This window comes from Formosa undariae, from assembly GCF_042427615.1.
Taxonomy (GTDB): Bacteria; Bacteroidota; Bacteroidia; order Flavobacteriales; family Flavobacteriaceae; genus Formosa; species Formosa undariae.
Window position 1 is genome coordinate 191,896 of the sequence record NZ_JBHMEZ010000003.1, and the last position, 20,443, is coordinate 212,338.

A 20,443-nucleotide genomic window follows, 5' to 3' on the forward strand; every position below is an offset into this window, starting at 1 on the left:
CATGAAAACACGATATCTCATAGCTTTTTTCTCTTTACTTTTTCTTATCGGCTGTCATACAAAGACGGCTGAAAAAAGAGAGGTTGCTACAGAAGCTCCCTTAGAAATTAACAATCTTGAGGTATTAAAAGCAGACTTGGTTTTAAATCAGCTTGAAGGCCGATGGTACTATAAAGACAAACCGTATTTTGGCTACTCCGTAACTTATCACGCTAACGATACTCTGGCAGAACGCATAGGTTTTGTTAACGGAAAAAGAGAAGGTTTAGCCAGAAGATGGTCGGATAAAGGGATACTTCGTGTAGAATTATATTACAAAAACAACCGTTTAAATGGCGCATATAAAACATGGTGGGACAACACTGTTTTATCTTCGCAAACCTATTACGAAAATGGCGTAAAACAAGGGTTTGAAAAAGAATGGTATCCTACAGGGCAATTGGCAAAACATAGACAACTTGTTAATGGGAAAGAAAACGGTTTACAGAAAGCATGGTTAAAAAACGGAACCTTATATGTAAATTATGAAGCCAAAAACGGACGTATTTTTGGTATGAAAAGAGCAAATTCATGTTATACACTAGAAAATGAAGTTATTAAAAGAGATAAATAAATATAGCCCATTATTAATTATACTACTTGTACTAAGTACCAGTTGTAAAAATGAGCAAAAAAAGGAAGATATTATAACTGTTGAAACAAGCAGAGTTGATTATCTGCCATATTACGAAGACGAGTCTTTTACACCGAATTGGATCACTCCTGGCTCTGAAGAGGAAAAAGCATTTCATAAGATTCCTGATTTTAAATTAGTGAATCAATTAGGAGATACTATTTCTCAAAACACTTTTAAGGATAAAATATATGTCACCGATTTTTTCTTTACCATTTGCCCTGGAATTTGTCCGCAATTGGCCGAAAGCATGCTAAAAGTTCAAGGTGAATTTATAGACGACCCTGAGGTCCTTATGCTATCTCATTCTGTAATGCCTACAAAAGATTCTGTTCCCGTATTAAAGGAATATGCAAAATCTCATGATGTTATCGATAACAAATGGCACTTAGCAACGGGTGATAAAAAAGAAATTTACGATCTAGGTAGAAATCAGTATTTTGTTGAAAACGACTTGGGTGTACCAAAAAGTTTAGACGATTTTCTTCACACCGAAAACTTCTTGCTTATTGATAGAAACAAACATATAAGAGGTATTTATAATGGCTTAAACAGAGCTTCAATAGCACAACTAATAACAGATATTAAAGCACTTAAAAAAGAACAATTATAGAAAAGGTTACACCACTTTTTATATCATTTAAGTAAAGTAATGCTTGATAATTTAAATTATGAAGAACGCTTACACTTTGTATACTTTAATACAATATTAGATAACATTTTGTTAAAAAAGGAAACGCTAAGCTTATAAGCTTAGCGTTTCCTTTTTTTCATTACTAATAAGAAGAAAGCGACAAACTAAATAATATTGAAAGACTAATAAAATCTAAAATTTTCTATTTAAGCAATAAGAGTACAATTATTCGTAACTTTGTTCACTTTAATTTAGGCAAAATCCTAGGTTAATTTGGAACCAATAACAGTGTAATGAATTATAAACACTTAGTAGAAGAGATAAAAGAAAACAGTCAGCATTTTAAAAATAAAAATGCAGTCTATTTTAAGGACAATACGCGTAATACATGGGAAGGTATATCTTGGTTAGATTTTGAGTCTCGAATAGAAATCTTATCTAAAGCACTCTTGAATTACGGCATTTCGGAACAACAAAATGTTGCGATTTTTTCAGAAAACATGCCAAATTGGGTCATTGCAGATTGCGCAATTATGCGAGTTAGAGCTGTGACGATACCAATTTATGCTACAAATTCTAAAAAAGAAGTTGAATATGTCGTAAATGATGCGGAGGTAAGTTTACTTTTTGCAGGAGACCAAAACGAATATGATAAAGCATACGAGCTTCTTGAAACATCTAGTTACTTAAAACAGATTGTAGCTTTAACAAAAACAATAAAACTTCAGCCGTCAGGTAATTCTATTTATTTAGAAGATTTTATAGCCTTTGAACCTTCAGAAATGATCGATACCGAACTTCAGAAAAGATATTACGAGTGTAATTTTGAAGATACAGCAAGTATCATTTACACCTCTGGAACTACTGGAGAACCTAAGGGTGTTATGCTAGATTACACGAACTTTGGAGGATCCTTGTATGGCCATGATTATGAACTAGACGTTTCAGAAAAAGATGTCTCGTTAAGTTTTCTTCCTTTAAGTCATATATACGAACGTAGCTGGGTATTTTTCTGTTTGAAAAAAGGAATTGAAGTCTACTTTAATCAAGATCCTAAAAAAATTGTAGATGTTATAAAAGAAGTTAAGCCTACTTTAATGTGTACAGTTCCTCGCATATTCGAGAAGATTTTTGCAGCTATTCAAGATAAAAGAAAAGAAGCTTCTCCTACTAAAATGAAATTAGCAAGCTGGGCTTTAGGTATTGGTAATAATTATTATAACAAGCACAAACGCCTAGAAAAGAAAATTCCACTTGCTCTAAAATTAAAATATAACATAGCCGATAAATTGGTGTTAAGCAAATTACGTGACGTATTTGGCGGACGTATAAAATTTATGCCTTGCGGAGGAGCTCCCCTAGCACCAGATATGGTGTCGTTTTTCCATTCATTTGGTTTAAATATAAAATGTGGCTATGGCTTAACCGAAACCACAGCAACCGTCACACTCTTTGGAGATACACATTTTGAATTTAATTCGGCTGGAAAACCTATAGAAGGCTCTGAAATTAAAATTGGACATAATAATGAAATTTTAGTCAAAGGTCCAGGAGTTATGAAAGGTTATTATAAAAAACCCGAAGCTACAGCTGAAGTTTTTGATAATGGTTGGTTTAAAACGGGTGATGCAGGTAAGATTGACGAGAAAGGGAACTTGATTATTACAGATAGAATTAAGGATTTAATGAAAACGTCTGGAGGTAAATATATTGCCCCTCAAAAATTAGAAAATGCGTTAATTACGGATTCGTTTATAGAACAAATTGCCGTGATTGGAGATCAGCAAAAATATGTTACAGCTCTTGCTGTTCCTAGTTTCGACAATCTAAAAAAATATGCTTTAGAACACAAAATCAGTTTTAAAAATGCTGAAGATCTAATTTCTAATAATCAGATTATTGATCTTTTTGAAAAACGCTTTGAAGAACTACAGAAAGAATTCTCGAAATTTGAAAAAATCAAAAAGTTCACTTTATTACCTAAAGAGTTTAGTATAGAGGCAGGAGAAATTACCGCTACTTTAAAATTAAAACGAAAGGTCATTCATAATAAATACAAAGAACTAATCGATAAGATGTATTCAGAATAAAAGCTTCTTTTATTTTGAAATTTATTTCCTTCAGAAATATGTTTATCCATACGATAAACATATTAGCAATTAAAAAGGACAAAAAATAGTGAAGCCTGGCGACACCCCAACTGTCGCCAAAATGCTTCTCAACACAAAACAATCTTTCCTTTTTTAGATAGAATTAAATTTTAAGAACTCAAGTCTTGTTATTATAGATTCTACTCTTTATTTTTAGTCAGGTACTTTTAAGGACTAATTTTAGTAAATTCTTAATTCAGATATTTTCAACACATTAAAATAATTTGCTTTTAAAATAGAGGACTTAAAATCTACAAGTTCAATTGAAAAAACAACGATTCTATTTTAGACGAAACAGAGGTTATTGTAATATTGCTATATAAGAATTCGTATTGAAAACATCAAAACAAAATAAATTGCATTGGACCATGTGTTTGGAATGCCAAGGACTTGGAAAAAAAAAGCGTAGAATCCGAAAGCAAGATCGGCTACGTTACCAAAAGGCATTAGTTGTATTCAATAAATCCGATGGCCAAGGAAAACCACCAACACCATTAAAGCATAGTCTCTATCCTTGCGAGAAATGTAATGGATCTGGAATAATTCCTAGTGCTACTCAGCCAATTCCAGACACAGATAACTATCCGCATATTGCCATTATTGGAGGCGGAATTGGAGGTGTTGCGTTAGCAGTTGCCTGTTTACATAGAAATATACCATTTACACTTTATGAACGCGATCATAATTTTGATGCACGATCTCAGGGCTACGGCCTAACGTTACAACAAGCAAGTAAAGCCATGTCGGGATTCGGAATTTTAGAACTCGACGCTGGTATTATATCCACTCGCCATGTCGTGCACACCACAGATGGTACTGTGATTGGCGAATGGGGTTTTAGAAAATGGATGCAAACTGATTCGCAAAACAAAGGAAAAAAAACCAACGTACATATTCCTAGACAATCGTTACGATTAGCACTTCTAGACCAACTACCAAGCCATAATGATGTGCAATGGGGACATAAATTGATAGATTTTAAAATAAATGAAGGCGAAAAGACAGAACTTAATTTTCAAGTAGATGGCCAAATAATAAAAACCTATGCAGATTTAGTCGTTGGTGCAGACGGTATTCGCAGTACAGTACGAAAACTTCTTATTGGCGAAGATCATTCACCTTTACGTTACCTTGATTGTATAGTCATTTTAGGTATTTGTCCGTTAAAAAACCTTAAAGGTATTGAAAGCGATTTGTTAGATTCTGCCACTGTATTTCAAACAGCAAATGGTAATGAACGCATTTACATGATGCCATTTTCTTCAGATTCTATCATGTGGCAACTTAGTTTTCCGATGGCTGAAAACGATGCTAAATTATTAAGTTCCCAAGGCTCAAAAGCGCTTAAAAAAGAAGCTTGTAAAAGAACACTATGGCATAATCCTATTCCTCAGATCATGGAAGCCACTAATGAATCTCAAATTTCAGGTTACCCCGTTTACGATCGTGCGTTACTTACAGATGAAGAATTATCACAAGAACGCCAAATCACACTTTTAGGAGATGCAGCTCATCCTATGAGTCCCTTTAAAGGACAAGGTGCCAATCAGGCCTTGTTAGATGCATTATCTCTCGCTCGTGGTATTACGAAAGGATGTAAATGGTCTTCAGATTGGAAAGAAAACGGAATACGAGAACAGGTGTTAACAGAATTTGAAGCTGAAATGCTAGCCCGTAGCACTTCAAAAGTTAAAGATTCTGCAGCGGCTGCAAAGTTTTTACATTCCGAAATTGTACTACTAAAAGATGATGCTCCAAGAGGAAGTACATTAAAAAAAAATGATAAATAACAAATCGATTCTTGTATTATAACACTCCTCTTCTAACCTTCGATACAGCTTAAAATCTATTCCTTAGAATCCTTTAAACCCCAAGCATCTAATCCTCTCAAAACAGATTCCAGAGACATTCCTCTTTCCGTTAACTTATATTCCACACGAGGAGGCACTACAGGAAACACTTTTCTAACAACAAGACCATCTTTTTCTAACTCTCTAACCGTTTGTGTAAACATTTTATTAGAAATACCATCAATATGTTTTTGTAGAATTCCAGAACGTAATTCCCCTTCTAATAAATGAAATAAAATCAACGGTTTCCATTTTGTTCCTATTAAATTCATAGTATAATTAAGCGGACATTTAACTTCTTTATTCAAAATTTTAATTATATTTAATTGATATATAGTATTTTACTCGTTTAGGTAACTATAGCACAATAATGTAAGTACTTGCCTAACATGCAAATATAGTCTAAATTTGTAATCTAAATAAAAAATTATGTCAGCAAAACAAGATTATCCAAAATCATTTTCACATATTGGAATCACTGTTCCAGATATTCAGAAGGCTGTAAAATTCTATACCGAAGTTATGGGTTGGTATACGATAATGGAGCCATCGACTATTAAAAAAGAAAAAGAAACGGCCATTGGCATCATGTGTATCGATGTTTTTGGCGAAGATTGGGACCAATTTGAAATCGCACATTTATCGACTTCAGATGGTGTTGGTGTCGAAATTTTTTGCTTCCCTCACGGTGTAAAAGAAGCCCCTGAATTTAGTCCGTTTAACACGGGCTTATTTCACTTCAGTATTCAAGATCCAAACATTGAAGATTTAATTGATAAAATAGTGGCCTATGGTGGTAAACAACGGATGCCAATTAGAGAATATTATCCGAATGAAAAACCTTTTAAAATGTGTTATGTAGAGGATCCTTTCGGGATTGTTTTCGAAATATACACCCACAGTTACGAATTAACATATTCTTCTGGAGCTTATACAAAATAAGCCTTTTAACATACAATTCGCTATAAAGCGTAAGTCGAAATGGGCTTACGTTTTTTTTGTTTGCTATGGATACAGCTGTTACTTTACTATCGTTACACTGAACTTGTTTTAGGGTGACGTTTTATATATAATAAAGTTTAACAACTATTTTAATTTATAGGATAAAAATATCTTATTTAAAAAGCTAAAAAACAGTTAAACAAACAGATAGAAGCTTTTTTAAAAATGTTATATTTGAGTGTACATTTAATATTTTTTACGCAAAAAAATCAATGAAAATCAAATTCATAAAAGCTCATAATGGAGATTCAATAATTATATCATTTAAAGATACTAACGAAAAAAACAGAAATATTCTCATAGATGGTGGAATGCCAAAAACATATTATGGATCAGGTAAATATGGAGATCTATATGATACTATTGAACAAATTAAAATAAAAGAAGAAAAAATTGATCTTCTTATACTCACACACATTGATGAGGACCATATTGGAGGCTTGAAAAAATGGTTTGAAAAAGACAAAGATGCATTTGAAATAATTGAAAAGGTTTGGTTCAATTCAGGACGATCTATTGCTAAATATTTTGATGAGGAAGAGAATAAAGAATTAATTGAAACCCTTAAAATATTTGAAACAACTCAGACCAGTGTGCCTCAAGCAATAGTTTTTGAAGATTATATTGAAAAATTTAATGTTTGGGATAAGGAGATTTTAAAAACAGGACAAACCGTTAATCAAAATGGAGTTGAGATAAAACTTCTTTCCCCTAATGATAAAGCTCTTAAAAGATTATTAAAGGAATATAAAAAACCAAAACATAATTATCAAACCTCAGGAGCTTCAACCGATTGGAATACTTCTATTAGTGACTTTATAAAAGAAGAAAATAATCCTAATTATAAATTAGAAGAAGATGGTAGCGTGCCTAATGGTAGTTCAATTGCTTTTATATTAACTTTTGAATCTAAAAACTATTTATTTTTAGGAGATGCGCATCCATCAATTATTATAGACTCTTTAAAGGACTTAGGATACACTAAAGAGAACCCCATTAAATTAGAATTTTTAAAGGTTTCTCATCACGGAAGTTGCAAAAACACGAACCAAGAATTATTAGAACTTATTAAAGCAGATAATTATGTTATAAGCTCAAATAGTGAAGTTCATGGGCTACCAAATAAAAGAACTATTGCACGTTTAATTAATCATAACTCAAACTCTAATATTCATTTTAATTATGATAGCGTAAGGCAGAACATATTTAATGAAAAGGATTTTGAAGATTTTGAAGGTTTCAAAATAAACACTATTGATGAATGGGAATAGACGATTTAAAATTATATAGTGTAAAAGTTGGCGAAGGTAGCGGTGTTTTATTTCAACCTATGAATAAACTGGAATACACATATATTCTAACAGCTAAACATAACCTGTATATTGAAAAACCAAACGAAAGAGGAGTAGATGAAAAGCAATTATTGAATGATCTTATTATTTACATTCAAAAACAGGAAGTCCCAATTAAGCTAGAATTGAAAGAAAATGACACCTATTTTCCACACAAAGATGCTGATATTGCAATATTGAAAATCGCCTTTTTAGAAGGTTATGAAAAAATTTATAGTAATACTTCTTTTTCTGAATTAACTAATACTGATTTATGTGGTTATCCTGGATATTTAAAAGAAAAAGCTACCCTAAGTGAAAAGTATAATAGTTTTAAAATTGATTCTTTTAAAAATGAGAGCAGTAAACTTTGTCGAGCTCAATTAATTGATACAACTAAAGAACAAACACAAATATCAGGATTTTCTGGAGGTGGGATAATGAAAATAGAAAATAATACTATTTCATTATTTGGAATACAAAGCGAAGTTACTTCTCAAGTTCCGAATGGAGAAATAGAATTTGTACCAATAAAGTATTTTGATGACATTATAAATTACCCAGAAAATAAAGATAAATTATGGCTATTGTTACCTCCATATATGGGAAGTTTTATATACTTAAAAGATAAAGCATTTAATATTGATGCTGGAATTGATGATGAAGACATATCCTTCACAAGAGCTTATCTAAAAAGTAAAGCAAATGAAGTTATTACAAGCGGCATCACTCCTATTTATATAAAAGAATATTTCAAAGAACGTTTACTTCTAAATGAAAGTGAATCTTTCAAATTAAACAATGAACTTATATACTTAACTTGGTTAGAATTTATCTGTATAATTAATATTGCAAAGGACAAAGGTCATTGTAGTAAAGATTTAGAAGATGTTTTTAATACCTTGAGATTAATCTATCGAGACACAGATGCTAATTGGCAAGATCCTGATTTTCTTACAGAATGTATTCTGTATGATTATCCCAATTTGAAAATTGGTGGAACAGTAATGATTAAAACAAATAAATTACCTATTAAAGCAGATATAAGGCATTATAAAATTGATAAAGAAAGTATTATACCTAGGATTGATTACTTGAAGAATCAATTCGAAAAAGGAAATATTGGAGATATTTTTATTGACAATGCTTCTAACGAGTTAAAAGAATTTGCTTTTGAAAAATATAATTTTATACATTTTGAATATATAAAAGAATTTTTGTTAGTGGCGAACTCTAAAGATTACAGTGCATATAACACTAAAAACATTGAGGCTTTAAAAGATAAACTTAAAAAAGAATATGGAAAATTATTCAGCATATAGTACTACAGTTTTAGATGACTTATCCAAAAGATTTGAGAATTTAAATTTTAAATTTTTAGTACATGACATAGGTGTAAAAATAAGTGTATTTATAGTGAACGGTAAATCTTCTGATATTGAGCAAAAAGATAATTGGCGTTTAGTTTCAGAAGAAATTGCACTAAAATTTCAAAGCAAAATGGATTCCAAAGATGATAAATGGAATTTATATATAATCTATACTTTCTCAGATAAAGTAGACAAAGAATTAAAAGCAAAAATAGAAAACAATAAATTCTCAAGTAGAAAAATTGTTGTAGACAGTCAAATAGATAAACTAAGAGATGAATTAATAAATAATTTAATTATTCAACATATTACCAATACTGATTTAATAGATATCGTGAATAAAACAGATGAAAGTGTTGAAAAAAAATACGAACCAAAAAACAAATCAATTTGGGATTTAATTCCCAAAACTGATTCAATTATAGGAAATACGAAGTTACAAACAAATATTATCGAACAATTAAAAAAAGCTTACTATGAAGATTAAGAAAGTTGAAATTTCTGCGTTTAGAGCTTATGATAATGTTGAACATTCTACATTCGATTTTTCTATTGGAAAAGACACAGCTAATTTTATTTCTATATATGCACCGAATGGATATGGAAAAACATCATTCTATGATGCTGTCGAATGGGGAGTAACTGGACAAATATCTAGATTCCAGAAGAATGCATCTGAAAATCAAAAGATTGGAAAAGAAAACAGAAAAATTAACAAAGACAATTATCTCTTACAGCATAAAGGTCAAGATAAATTAGGGTTTGTTGATGTTTTCACAAACGATACAAAGAAAATATTTCCAAAAAGGAATATATCGAATTCCAAAGTCTATAATTTTAAAAAAGAACCAATAAATGGGTATTTCAGAGATGTTGTCTTATCCCAAGATTTAATAGACTCTTTTATAAAAGAAGAAAAAGCTGATGATAGATATAAGAAATTTATATCTAATATTCCACATTTAAATGATTCTAATATTGGTCTTCAAAATTTAGACAAGTTAATCGAAATCACCGAAAAAGAGATATACAATTTAAATAAACAAAAATTAGATTTAGAAAATAAACAACTACAATTTGATTTTGAAGGAGATTCAAAAGTACTTGAAGAAATTAACAATTCCATTAGCTTCCTAATTAATAAAGAAGAAGAATTAAGCTTGATTAAGAAGAACTACTTTGAAAAAACAGAACATACTGTTCTAACTCAAAAAATAGACTCCTCATTAACTGAACTTAAAATTGACATTGAACATTTAAAGTTAAGAAGCAAAAATATTCAACTTGCTTTTAATGGTAGTAAGGATGATGAAAATAAATCTGGAGTTATTCAATATTACAATAATATCGAAAAGTCAAAAGTACTTAATCAAGAAATTAAAAGTCTAACTAAAATACTCTCTGATTTAAAGGAAAAAGAAATCTTAGAAAAAACAAGTTTAGAATTAAATAAAGAACTAGACAAAAATATAAATACTCTTGATGAATCTTTAAAAATTAAAAAGCAATATCCAAGATACTTAACTATACTTGATAATATTAATCAATTAGAAAAGAAGAAAAAAGAAAGTATTAAACTAAATGAAGATCAAAAAACAGTCTTGCAACAATTAAACTTAAGTTTAAGCAACTTAAAAATAGGTCTCTCTAATCATCAAGATAAAATAATTACTCTAAATAAAAAACTAGAAAAAGTAAACTTATTTGAAGCTACGCTTAAGAAAAAGAATGAAGAACAAGAAATTCTTTTAAAAAAAATGTCAACTCTTGAAGTTGATATTAAAAAAACTATAGATTTAGTAAAAAACTCAACAAATAAAATTGAAGCTAATAAAGTCTATTTAATTAAATTAGATAATGATATTGAGTTGTTGTTGGATGATTCATTGTTTAAAGACTACGAAAATGAAATCCAACAAGTTATAGAATCAAGAATTGAAATTGCCAAACTAGGAAACGAACTTTCAATTTTAAACTTACAAATTGACAATCAGAAAAATTTGAATTCTGAATTAAAAGAATTCATATCTAAAGGTTTAAATTTAATTTCTGAAAAAGAAGAATCTTCTTGCCCTCTTTGTCAAACAAACTTTAAAACATTTTCAGAACTTTCTAATAAAATATCTAGCAACCCATTAATAGATGATTTATTAAAATTAAACTTAACAATAAAAGCTAATCTAGAAACAAAAAAAAGTAAACTACAAAAACAAAATTCTAATGTTTTAAATAAACTTAAAGAATATATAAAAACACTAGTATCAAAAGAAGAAATCAATAAAACCAAACATATCAATGAACTAGAAAGACTAAACCTAATACTAAAAAAAAATAATGAATCATTAAGTTTATTAAAAGAAGAAATAACTATTGCGTTACAATTTTTTGAAGGACTTAAAATTAATGATTTTAAAGATAAAATCAGTACTGAATTTGAAAATCATAAAAACCAAATAAATGAACTTAATACTCAAATAAACGATACTAATTTATCAATACAAAAATCAACAGAAATAATAAACAAATCTTTAAAAGAGTTAGAATTGTTTAAGAATAGTATTTTAAAAGAAGAGGAAAATGAAGTTTTTATATTAATTGTTAATTATTTTAGAGAAACTTTAAAAACAAATTCTATTGATAGTATTGTATTAAACACTTTTATCTCTCAATTAGAAACAACTATTACTTCTATCAAAGAAAACATTAAAAATGAAAATTTAAAATTGAAGAAACTTAAAGAGATATTGGTTAATAATGACTTATCAAAAAAAGAGATCAATAAAAAAATAGATCAATCATCAATACTTGAGTCATCAAATAACAAAACAATTAAGAACTTTGAGAATTTTATCTTCAGTGAATATAAAATAAACTTATCTAACCTATTATTAAAAGATACTACAGACCAATTTGACTCTTTAAAAAATAAAATATCAAAGCAAATTGAAGTAAAACAAGAAATTCAAAAACATTATGAAATTGTTCAAAATCTAAAAGATAATGTTCTTAATTTTTTAGAAACAGAAAAAATAAAAGAAAACATTAATTCTTTAAGAAAAGAAATTGGAACATTAGAGAAAGTTAAAACGGCTTTAGAAAATGAAAAAAAGAATCTCGAAGTATACCTAAAAGAAACAATTGATAACTTTTTTTACACTGAATTAATAAACAAAATCTATTCAAAAATAGATCCTCATCCTGATAATTACAAAATAGAGTTTGATTGTGATTTTAGTGAATCAAAACCAAGACTTCAAATTTATACGGTTGATCCTGATGGAAAAAAATCTATTCCTGCTCTTTATTTTAGTTCTGCTCAAATTAACATTTTGAGTTTAAGTATATTTCTTGCCAGAGCATTGAAAGCAACAAATCCTGAAACAAAAGAACCAATAAAATGTATCTTTATTGATGATCCAATTCAATCAATGGATAGTATTAACATTTTATCTTTTATTGATTTATTTAGGAGTCTAACTATTAATCTAGATAGTCAATTAATTGTATCTACACATGAAGAAAATTTTCATTTATTGTTACAAAAAAAGATACCAGAAAAATTACTTAAATCTAAATTCATACAATTTGAAACTTTTGGAAAATTAGAAACAATAAGACACTAGAATTCAACACCATCAACATGAAAACCAACCTACTCTTTACAATACTCAAAGTTACATTTTTAAATTTTTTAGAAAGTAAGGCCGTGTACCTGAACAAATAAAATTGTTCAACCACTCATATATTAGCATGCATCTGGAGTTTTGGTAACCTTTAAAGAAAATAAAAGCTAAGACAAGGAATAATACTAGTCATTTCGGTAAACTCTATATTAGGTTTTTAAATGAAGCTTCAAATTATATAGATAATTCTGTAGTAATAGACATTATGAAAAAGAAACAACCATTAAAATTCTATCTTCCAAAATCTTTAGTAAAAGATAATAGAAACTTAAAATTCAACACCTAAAAACAATCTTAAATTCATGAACATCGCCATCAAAATACACTATGTTTAATGTCATTATTATTCAGAATTTCGTTAAATTTATAGTTCATTTAAGAACGTAAATAAGAGTAATATCATCAATTGAATTTTATTCTAATTTTGTTTATATAACACTAACGTGTTAGTATTTTAAATACTTTTTTATGAATACCAAAACAGAAATTTTAGAGTACGATTTTGAATCTTTATCACATAAAATACTACCTGGAAATTCCGATTATGAATGTCTAAAACATCATATAAATCTAAAAAGCACTACGGCGTTTCATACTGAAGTTGGTACCATAAACGACAATGTCCATATTAAGGATATTTATGTAGACGAAAATCGGTTTTTTAAATACCAGATTATAAAACCCAAAGACACCACCGTTGCTAAAAAAGTGATCTTTCTATTACATGGTTTTAATGAGAAGGATTGGACAAAATATTTGCCATGGGCACAAGCAATTTGCGAAGGTACCGGAAGTCACGTTGTTTTATTTCCGTTAGCGTTTCATATGCAACGCGCACCAAAATATTGGAGTAGTAAACGGGATATGTATAAGTTGAGCGAAAACAGAAAAAGCCGCTATCCTAATGTTGTAAATTCCACGTTGTCTAATGTCGCGATAAGCATGAGGTTGCATGCTATGCCTCAGCGTTTTATTTATTCAGGATTACAAACGTATTACGATTTTATTCAACTTATTGAAAATTTTAGAGCTGGCATGAATCCAGAAGTTAGTAAAGATTTTAAATTCGATATTTTTGCCTATTCCATTGGTGGTTTTCTTGCTCAAATTTTGAAATTAACGAATTATAAGAATTATTTTTCAGACACAAAAATGTGCTTATTCTGTAGCGGAACCACATTTAATCGTCTCTCTTCTGTATCCAAATTTATTTTAGACAGTGAAGCCAATGTCGCTCTATATTCATTTTTAATTGAACATTTTGACAAATTCTTAAAGAAAGATGAAATACTAAATCATTATATTTTAAATGATCATATGGAAGGTGAAGTGTTTAATTGTATGCTTGACTATCAGAAAAAGAGAGAATTTAGAGAAGGATTATTGAAGACATATGAAGATCAAATTTATGCAATCACGCTTAAGAAAGATAAAGTTATCCCTTCCTTTGAAGTCATTAATACTTTAAAAGGTGCCTACAGAGATATAAATATTAAAGTTGATGAAATAGATTTTGATCGCGACTATACTCACGAAAACCCATTCCCGACCAACACAGACTGCGAGGCTCAAATTTCGGAAGATTTCAATATGGTTTTCGATAAAGTTTGTAATTTTTACAATACCTAAAACAGGCATTAGGAATTGACAACCTATTAACCTTTAAGTTGATGCTTTAATAGATCCTTATTTTAATTCCATTCGATTTCTCATTTTCACCTTGAGACAGATCTATAAAATTCAAGGGGAAACTATTTATATGTATGCACAACAGAAGTAATATTTGAAACATTAGCGGATACCTTTAAAACACGAAGTTCTGTATAATGTATTTATGACTATATGTTATAAAACACCTTCTTTCATATAAGCAATGCAGTGTCTCCTTTTCAATTCTTATAAATGTTAAAATTATTTTAAAAAATCGATTGAGTTAAAAATGCCCTACAGAAACCATTAATTTCATAAAAAAGCTATAATTATGAGAAAAAACAGACCCTTATTATTCCTACTGATTTTAATTTCTTTCGCTGCTTGTAAAACGAAAGAGGAAAAAGAGATGAAGGTTTCCGACGAAAAGAAAGAGATAATTTCCCAAAAACCAGCAGACACCGTACAAACTGCAATTGGAGAGTTAATTCTACCCAAACCTTATGCTACAGAATCCGTTAGAAAACAAAATAACCTTGTAGATTGGCCTGAAGGAAAAATGCCTATAGCTCCTGCAGGATTTACAGTAACAAAATTGGCCGACGGATTCAAAAATCCGAGATGGACGTATATTGGTCCAAATGGCGACATGTTTGTATGTGAGGCCAATACTAAAAAAAGTGCTGGGCTTATCACGGTTTTAAGAGACCAAGATAACGATGGTACTATAGAATTACGTGAAACCTTTCTTGAAGAATTAAAACAGCCTCTAGGCATGTTAATTATAGGTGAATATTTTTATGTAGCAAATACCGATGGCTTATATAAATATCCTTACAAAGCTGGGCAAACTAAACTAGATCCTTCTAAAAGTGAAAAAATAGTAGACCTTCCTGCCGGTGGTTATAACAACCATTGGACACGTAATATTATTACAAACACTGCTCAAGACAAAATTTATATTTCTGTCGGTTCTGCAAGTAATGTGGGAGAATACGGTATGGAAGAAGAAATTAGACGTGCCAACATTTTAGAAGTAGATTTAAATGGAGAGAATGAAAAAATCTATGCTAGCGGACTTAGAAATCCAGTAGGAATGGATTGGAATCCGGTAAATGGTGAACTTTGGACCGCTGTTAACGAGCGTGACGAAATTGGAGATAATCTTGTTCCAGATTATGTAACAAGTGTTAAAGAAGATGGTTTTTACGGATGGCCATATGCCTATTTTGGATCTATTGAAGATCCTAGACTTGCAGGAAAAGCTCCCGAATTAGTAGAAAAAACGATAGTGCCCGATGTATCGGTAGGACCGCATACGGCTTCGTTAGGATTAACATTTTACGACCAAAACAGTTTCCCCGAAAAATATAAAAACGGAATATTTGTTGGTCAGCATGGGTCTTGGAACCGTTCAGTGCTTTCTGGTTATCGTGTCGTTTTTATTCCTTTTAAAGATGGTAAACCAACTTCGGAACCTCAAGATTTTCTTACTGGCTTTATTGCCGAAAATAGTGAAACAGATGTATACGGACGACCAGTTTGCGTTACTGTAACTCCTACAGGCGACTTATTAGTAAACGACGATTCTGGAAATACCATTTGGAAAGTAAGTTACACCAATTAATACATTTAGAATCTAAAGTTAATACCTACAACTTAATGAACTTTATACCTTATAAAATAATGGCGGTTATCTTTTTAATCGCCATTATTAATCCCTTATATGCTCAAGAAATTAGCGGTCGCATCTTTAATTTTGAAGACTCCCCTATTTCTAATGTCTCTATTATATTGAATTATGAAGAGATTGCTAAAACAAATTCCGAAGGTCTTTTTACTTTAACTGGCAGCTATAAACTTCCTTTAAAACTTAAATTAGAGCACCCCGATTATTATATAAAATCTGTAACATTATCGCAATACAAAACGGTTTTAAAATTAACGGCTTTAGATACCACTGAAGACCTTGAAAAAGTGATTATCTCTTCAGCTTATCAAAAAGAAAGTAAAGTTATTATTCCTACATCCAAAATATCGTCACAAAAATTTGACGAATATAGCCCGACAGATTTAGTATCTGCCATAAATGAAACTCCAGGTGTGTATATCCAAAGTGGAGCATTAAATACCAATAGAATTGTTATTCGTGGTGTGGGTTCAAGAACCTTGTATGGAACGAATAAAATACGTGCTTATTTTAACGGAATTCCCATTACCAATGGAACCGGAGACACCTCTATAGATGCTTTTGATCCTGAAGATATAGAAAACTTAGAAATTGTAAAAGGTCCGAAAGCAACTCAATATGGTACGAACTTGGGAGGAACGTTATTACTAAATTCAAAAACCGCTTTAGAAGGTGAAACTTATTTTAGAAATAATTTTACTGTCGGGAGCTTCGGGTTGATTAAAAACAATGTATCGGTTGCCACTGCGAACCAAAAACTAGCATTAAATATAAATTACGATCATTTAGAAACCGATGGCTTTCGCGACAATAGTAATTACAATAGAAATGCGCTTTTATTAACTTCTAATTATAAATTCAACGATAAAAATGAAATTGGAGTCTTAGTAAACTACACCGATTATTATGCACAAATACCAAGTTCCATAAGCAAATCTAAATTCGAAGAAGATCCTTCTCAGGCTGCGTTTACTTGGGGATCTTCAAAAGGTTATGAAGACAATAAACAGATCTTAACAGGTATTAGTTATACGCATCGTTTTTCGAAAAACTTTAGTAACACAACCTCAATATTCTACAGTTACCTTGATCACTACGAACCAAGACCCTTTAATATATTAGATGAATTCACTACTGGTTATGGAGCTAGAACGTTATTCGCTAAGGATTTCAAATTTCTAGAAACCAAAGCAAATCTAAGTTTTGGTGGAGAACTATACAAAGATGAATACCATTGGAAAACTATAGAAAATCGTTACGAAGACAATAATGGAAACGGTAGTTTAGAAGGAGAACTTTTGAGCGACAACATTGAAAAGCGAAATAATCTGAATGTTTTTGCCACGGTAACATTACCCTTGACTGAAAAATTAAAAGCGCAATTGGGAATAAACATGAATACAACCAATTACAATTTTAAAGATGAATTTAATTTGGATGAAAACAACAAGGATGCGGATCGAAATTTCGATCCTATTTTTGCCCCGAATTTAAATGTTTTATATCAATTTACTTCTAATGTAAGTGCTTATGCCAATATAAGTCGCGGATTTAACTATCCATCTATTGAAGAAACGCTAACTCCGGAAGGTGTAGTAAATCCAGATTTAGGTCCCGAAACGGGCTTTAATTATGAAATTGGTAGTGAAGTTTACTTATTTAATAGTGCTTTACATATGCAGCTTTCTGCTTACTTACTGGACATCGATAATTTATTAGTTGCAGACCGTGTTGGAGACGATCAATATATAGGTCGTAATGCAGGTAAAACGGAACATAAAGGGATTGAATTATCCCTTTTATATACCCACATGTTTGCAAATGGATTTTATATATCCCCTTATGTAAACGCAGAATTTTCCAATAACAGATTTATAGATTTTGTGGATGATACCAATAATTACTCCGGAAATGAGCTTACCGGCGTGCCTAATAAAAAAGTTAATGGCGGCATACACATTGGATTTAAAAACCTTGTCTTAAACACAAATTTTCTTCATATTGGAGATATGCCTCTAGATGATGCCAACACCCTTAATTCCGATCCGTACACCGTGCTTAACGCAAAATTATCTTATAGTAAAGATATTACAGAGCACTTATTTGTAGGACTTAACGTAGGCTTAAACAATTTTACCAACGAAACCTACGCATCTTCTATACTTATAAATGCTGTAGGCTTCGGAAATTCGGAACCGCGCTATTATTATCCAGGCATGCCAAGAAATTGGTTCGGAGGTATTAAAATTGGATATACAATTTAAAAACTCTCGATTAAAAGAACCAAACAAAACTTATATTTATTCCTTTAATAAAACACCATCAGCTTCAAAACGATACTCAAATTTTGGAGCTGTAATGGCTGCAATTTGATCTTCAGATTCACCAGCATCTTCTGCATAGTGTCTTAACTCTTCTACAGATGTTTCTGTAACAAATGCCTTACCATTTATTACAACATCTCCTACTGCATTTAATGGCATAAAAAATCCGTAGTCCTTAAACTTTACCATGACTTCATTTTCTCCATCCACATCTAAAGTCATCCAACATCCTTTTTTAGGACACACTTTAATAATTTTACCTTTCATTTTAGAATCAACAGTATCACCTACTTTTAAATTCTGATACAGTGTCATTATGCGTTCTGAATCTAAAACATCATCAACTGTTATATCATCCCCAAATGAGGCATAAATCATCTCTGGGCTATCAGCTTCAAGAGTTGTTTTACCAGGTTTTGATTCATTTTTACAAGAAAATATCGTTAAGCTAATTACTAAAAGAAAAATAATTTGTTTCATAGGGAGTAGAATGGGTTTATTAATTGATTGCAAATTTAAATAAATTAAAATAATATAAGCATTTTAAATCATCACACAAAAAAGCCATAGTAAAAAAACTATGGCTTTTTTCTATGCATTAACGTATAACTACATATAAATCAATTTTTTAAAAATTATAAAATCAAATGTTATTTATATATTAAGCTTTCGATGTTACCGATTCATAAGTTCTAGGTGTTTCTGCTTTTATAACCATCATTTTACCATTAGCTTGTTTTAAAACGTCTTGTAAATCTACTTTTTTTACCGTCGGATTTTTATACGTCTTATAATAATAAGCACCATTTTTAGTATCTGCGGCAGAAGTCCAAACGGTATACTCAGACATAGATGTATTTTTTTCCTTCTGCTTTACAATACCTATGGGAATATCAAAATTATTCAAAATATGAAAAGCTCTAAATACACCTTCTTCTTCATCCTTACATGGTTCGGCGGCATTAACAAAAGCGGCGGCTCTAACAAAACGGGATGCCGAAGTAAAATCCCCTGGTAATCCTACCATTCCTGTTCCTTCACTTAATGGAGCATATTCTTCTCCATTTAATTTAATACCATTCACATTATCCGGACTAAGATTAATATAATTTCTAAGGTTAGTAAGATGCCAATCGTAAGATGGATTATTAGTTATAACTTTTACGGTATTATCAAAAATTCGCAAACCATCTTTAGAGTATTCAATAATAATCGATTCTCCAGTTTTATCTGTAACCGTATAATGAAATGGAGCCACACCTTGAATTTGTTCCATAAATGTTCCTACTACTGCGATATCCTTTAAACCCGCTTTTACCTCCTTTACAGTGGCAAAACTTCCTAAGACATAATTGCCCATTTCTTCACTAGAAACAGCCTTAGATTGATTAGCTGCAGTCAATTCTTCGTAAACGGCATAACCACTAAAATAAAAACTACCTAAATATAATCCTGCTTCATTAATACCGTCCACAACAATTTTTTTCCCCACGGCATCCATACCGGCAAAGCCATATTTCGCTTTCATTTTATAACCCTCTTTATCTTTTACGGAACTTAAGAAATTAATCGATGTCCCTTTTGGAATCACTAGAATATTAGATTGAGGATCGAATCCAAATTCTAAAGTTCTTGCTGGAATAACAGCTCCATTTTCAGTTCTAATAATAATTCCGGTACATCCAAAACTGACTTGAATGCATAGAAAATAGCACACAAATAATAACGAAAAACCTTTTTTTACATTCATAATATTTGAAATTAATAGTAAAATATTAATACTATAAATGAAATAGATTTATCATTTAAAAGCATTTTAATTTCACTTTGGTTGATTTACCCTAAAAATAGTAGATTATGATAATTTTTCAACATTAATCTTATTATTTTTATTTAACGAAATTTTTCATTCAATAAATGGTTCTAAAAATGCCAATTTATAATCGATTACATATTAATTACGTCTAAAAATACGGTATTAATAATTTGAAGCCGTTTGCATTTATTTACCATACTTTAATTGCATTTGATCATTTGATAGCCTTGAGTTTTGTTGCGATTTGTAGTATATTGACAACCAAAAAAA

At 30.3% G+C, this 20,443-nt stretch carries 15 protein-coding genes; 12 read left to right on the top strand and 3 right to left on the bottom strand.

Features of this window, described 5'->3' with window-relative positions:
- The first annotated feature begins 1 nt into the window (after position 1).
- From ACFFVB_RS04285 to ACFFVB_RS04300, 4 genes are all read left to right on the top strand, one after another.
- A complete protein-coding gene (locus tag ACFFVB_RS04285) occupies positions 2-613 on the top strand; it encodes a toxin-antitoxin system YwqK family antitoxin (RefSeq protein WP_382381478.1) in 612 nt (203 codons plus the stop codon).
- Positions 588-1,286 (top strand): SCO family protein, encoded by a 699-nt coding sequence (locus tag ACFFVB_RS04290; protein WP_382381479.1) that lies wholly within the window; start codon positions 588-590, stop codon positions 1,284-1,286. The genes ACFFVB_RS04285 and ACFFVB_RS04290 overlap by 26 nt, the downstream gene beginning before the upstream one ends.
- A 314-nt stretch (positions 1,287-1,600) precedes the next feature.
- Positions 1,601-3,397, top strand: coding sequence for an AMP-dependent synthetase/ligase (locus tag ACFFVB_RS04295; protein ID WP_382381480.1), 1,797 nt, complete (start codon positions 1,601-1,603; stop codon positions 3,395-3,397).
- A gap of 392 nt (positions 3,398-3,789) precedes the next feature.
- A complete protein-coding gene (locus tag ACFFVB_RS04300) occupies positions 3,790-5,247 on the top strand; it encodes an FAD-dependent oxidoreductase (RefSeq protein WP_382381481.1) in 1,458 nt (485 codons plus the stop codon).
- A 56-nt stretch (positions 5,248-5,303) separates the two neighbouring features.
- On the opposite strand, the gene ACFFVB_RS04305 is transcribed toward ACFFVB_RS04300, so the two are convergent.
- On the bottom strand, positions 5,304-5,579 hold the full coding sequence (locus ACFFVB_RS04305; RefSeq protein ID WP_382382227.1) for a winged helix-turn-helix transcriptional regulator: 276 nt from the start codon (positions 5,577-5,579) through the stop codon (positions 5,304-5,306).
- A 157-nt stretch (positions 5,580-5,736) separates the two neighbouring features.
- Between ACFFVB_RS04305 and ACFFVB_RS04310 the strand changes: the two genes are divergently transcribed.
- The 8 genes from ACFFVB_RS04310 (at position 5,737) to ACFFVB_RS04345 (ending at position 18,297) form a co-directional block, all read left to right on the top strand.
- Positions 5,737-6,249 carry a VOC family protein gene (locus tag ACFFVB_RS04310; RefSeq protein ID WP_382381482.1) on the top strand — a complete coding sequence of 171 codons (513 nt, stop codon included), beginning with the start codon at positions 5,737-5,739 and terminating at the stop codon, positions 6,247-6,249.
- Positions 6,250-6,521: 272 nt separating this feature from the next.
- A complete protein-coding gene (locus ACFFVB_RS04315) occupies positions 6,522-7,580 on the top strand; it encodes a ComEC/Rec2 family competence protein (RefSeq protein ID WP_382381483.1) in 1,059 nt (352 codons plus the stop codon).
- Positions 7,571-8,962, top strand: coding sequence for an ABC-three component system protein (locus ACFFVB_RS04320; protein ID WP_382381484.1), 1,392 nt, complete (start codon positions 7,571-7,573; stop codon positions 8,960-8,962). Before ACFFVB_RS04315 ends, ACFFVB_RS04320 begins: the two co-directional genes overlap by 10 nt.
- A complete protein-coding gene (locus ACFFVB_RS04325) occupies positions 8,940-9,497 on the top strand; it encodes an ABC-three component system middle component 1 (protein WP_382381485.1) in 558 nt (185 codons plus the stop codon). The genes ACFFVB_RS04320 and ACFFVB_RS04325 overlap by 23 nt, the downstream gene beginning before the upstream one ends.
- Positions 9,487-12,633 (top strand): AAA family ATPase, encoded by a 3,147-nt coding sequence (locus tag ACFFVB_RS04330; RefSeq protein WP_382381486.1) that lies wholly within the window; start codon positions 9,487-9,489, stop codon positions 12,631-12,633. The genes ACFFVB_RS04325 and ACFFVB_RS04330 overlap by 11 nt, the downstream gene beginning before the upstream one ends.
- Before the next feature lie 528 nt (positions 12,634-13,161).
- Complete coding sequence (locus ACFFVB_RS04335) at positions 13,162-14,322, top strand: DUF6051 family protein (RefSeq protein ID WP_382381487.1); 1,161 nt, start codon at positions 13,162-13,164, stop codon at positions 14,320-14,322.
- A gap of 352 nt (positions 14,323-14,674) precedes the next feature.
- The gene (locus ACFFVB_RS04340; protein WP_382381488.1) at positions 14,675-15,970 is read left to right on the top strand and encodes a PQQ-dependent sugar dehydrogenase; all 1,296 of its coding nucleotides are present in this window, start codon (positions 14,675-14,677) and stop codon (positions 15,968-15,970) included.
- Positions 15,971-16,029: 59 nt separating this feature from the next.
- Complete coding sequence (locus ACFFVB_RS04345) at positions 16,030-18,297, top strand: TonB-dependent receptor family protein (RefSeq protein WP_382381489.1); 2,268 nt, start codon at positions 16,030-16,032, stop codon at positions 18,295-18,297.
- 36 nt (positions 18,298-18,333) lie between these two features.
- Here ACFFVB_RS04345 and ACFFVB_RS04350 read toward each other — a convergent pair whose 3' ends face one another.
- Positions 18,334-18,837, bottom strand: coding sequence for a DUF4920 domain-containing protein (locus tag ACFFVB_RS04350; protein WP_382381490.1), 504 nt, complete (start codon positions 18,835-18,837; stop codon positions 18,334-18,336).
- A gap of 181 nt (positions 18,838-19,018) precedes the next feature.
- Complete coding sequence (locus ACFFVB_RS04355) at positions 19,019-20,107, bottom strand: linear amide C-N hydrolase (RefSeq protein ID WP_382381491.1); 1,089 nt, start codon at positions 20,105-20,107, stop codon at positions 19,019-19,021.
- Between the last annotated feature and the right edge of the window lie 336 nt (positions 20,108-20,443).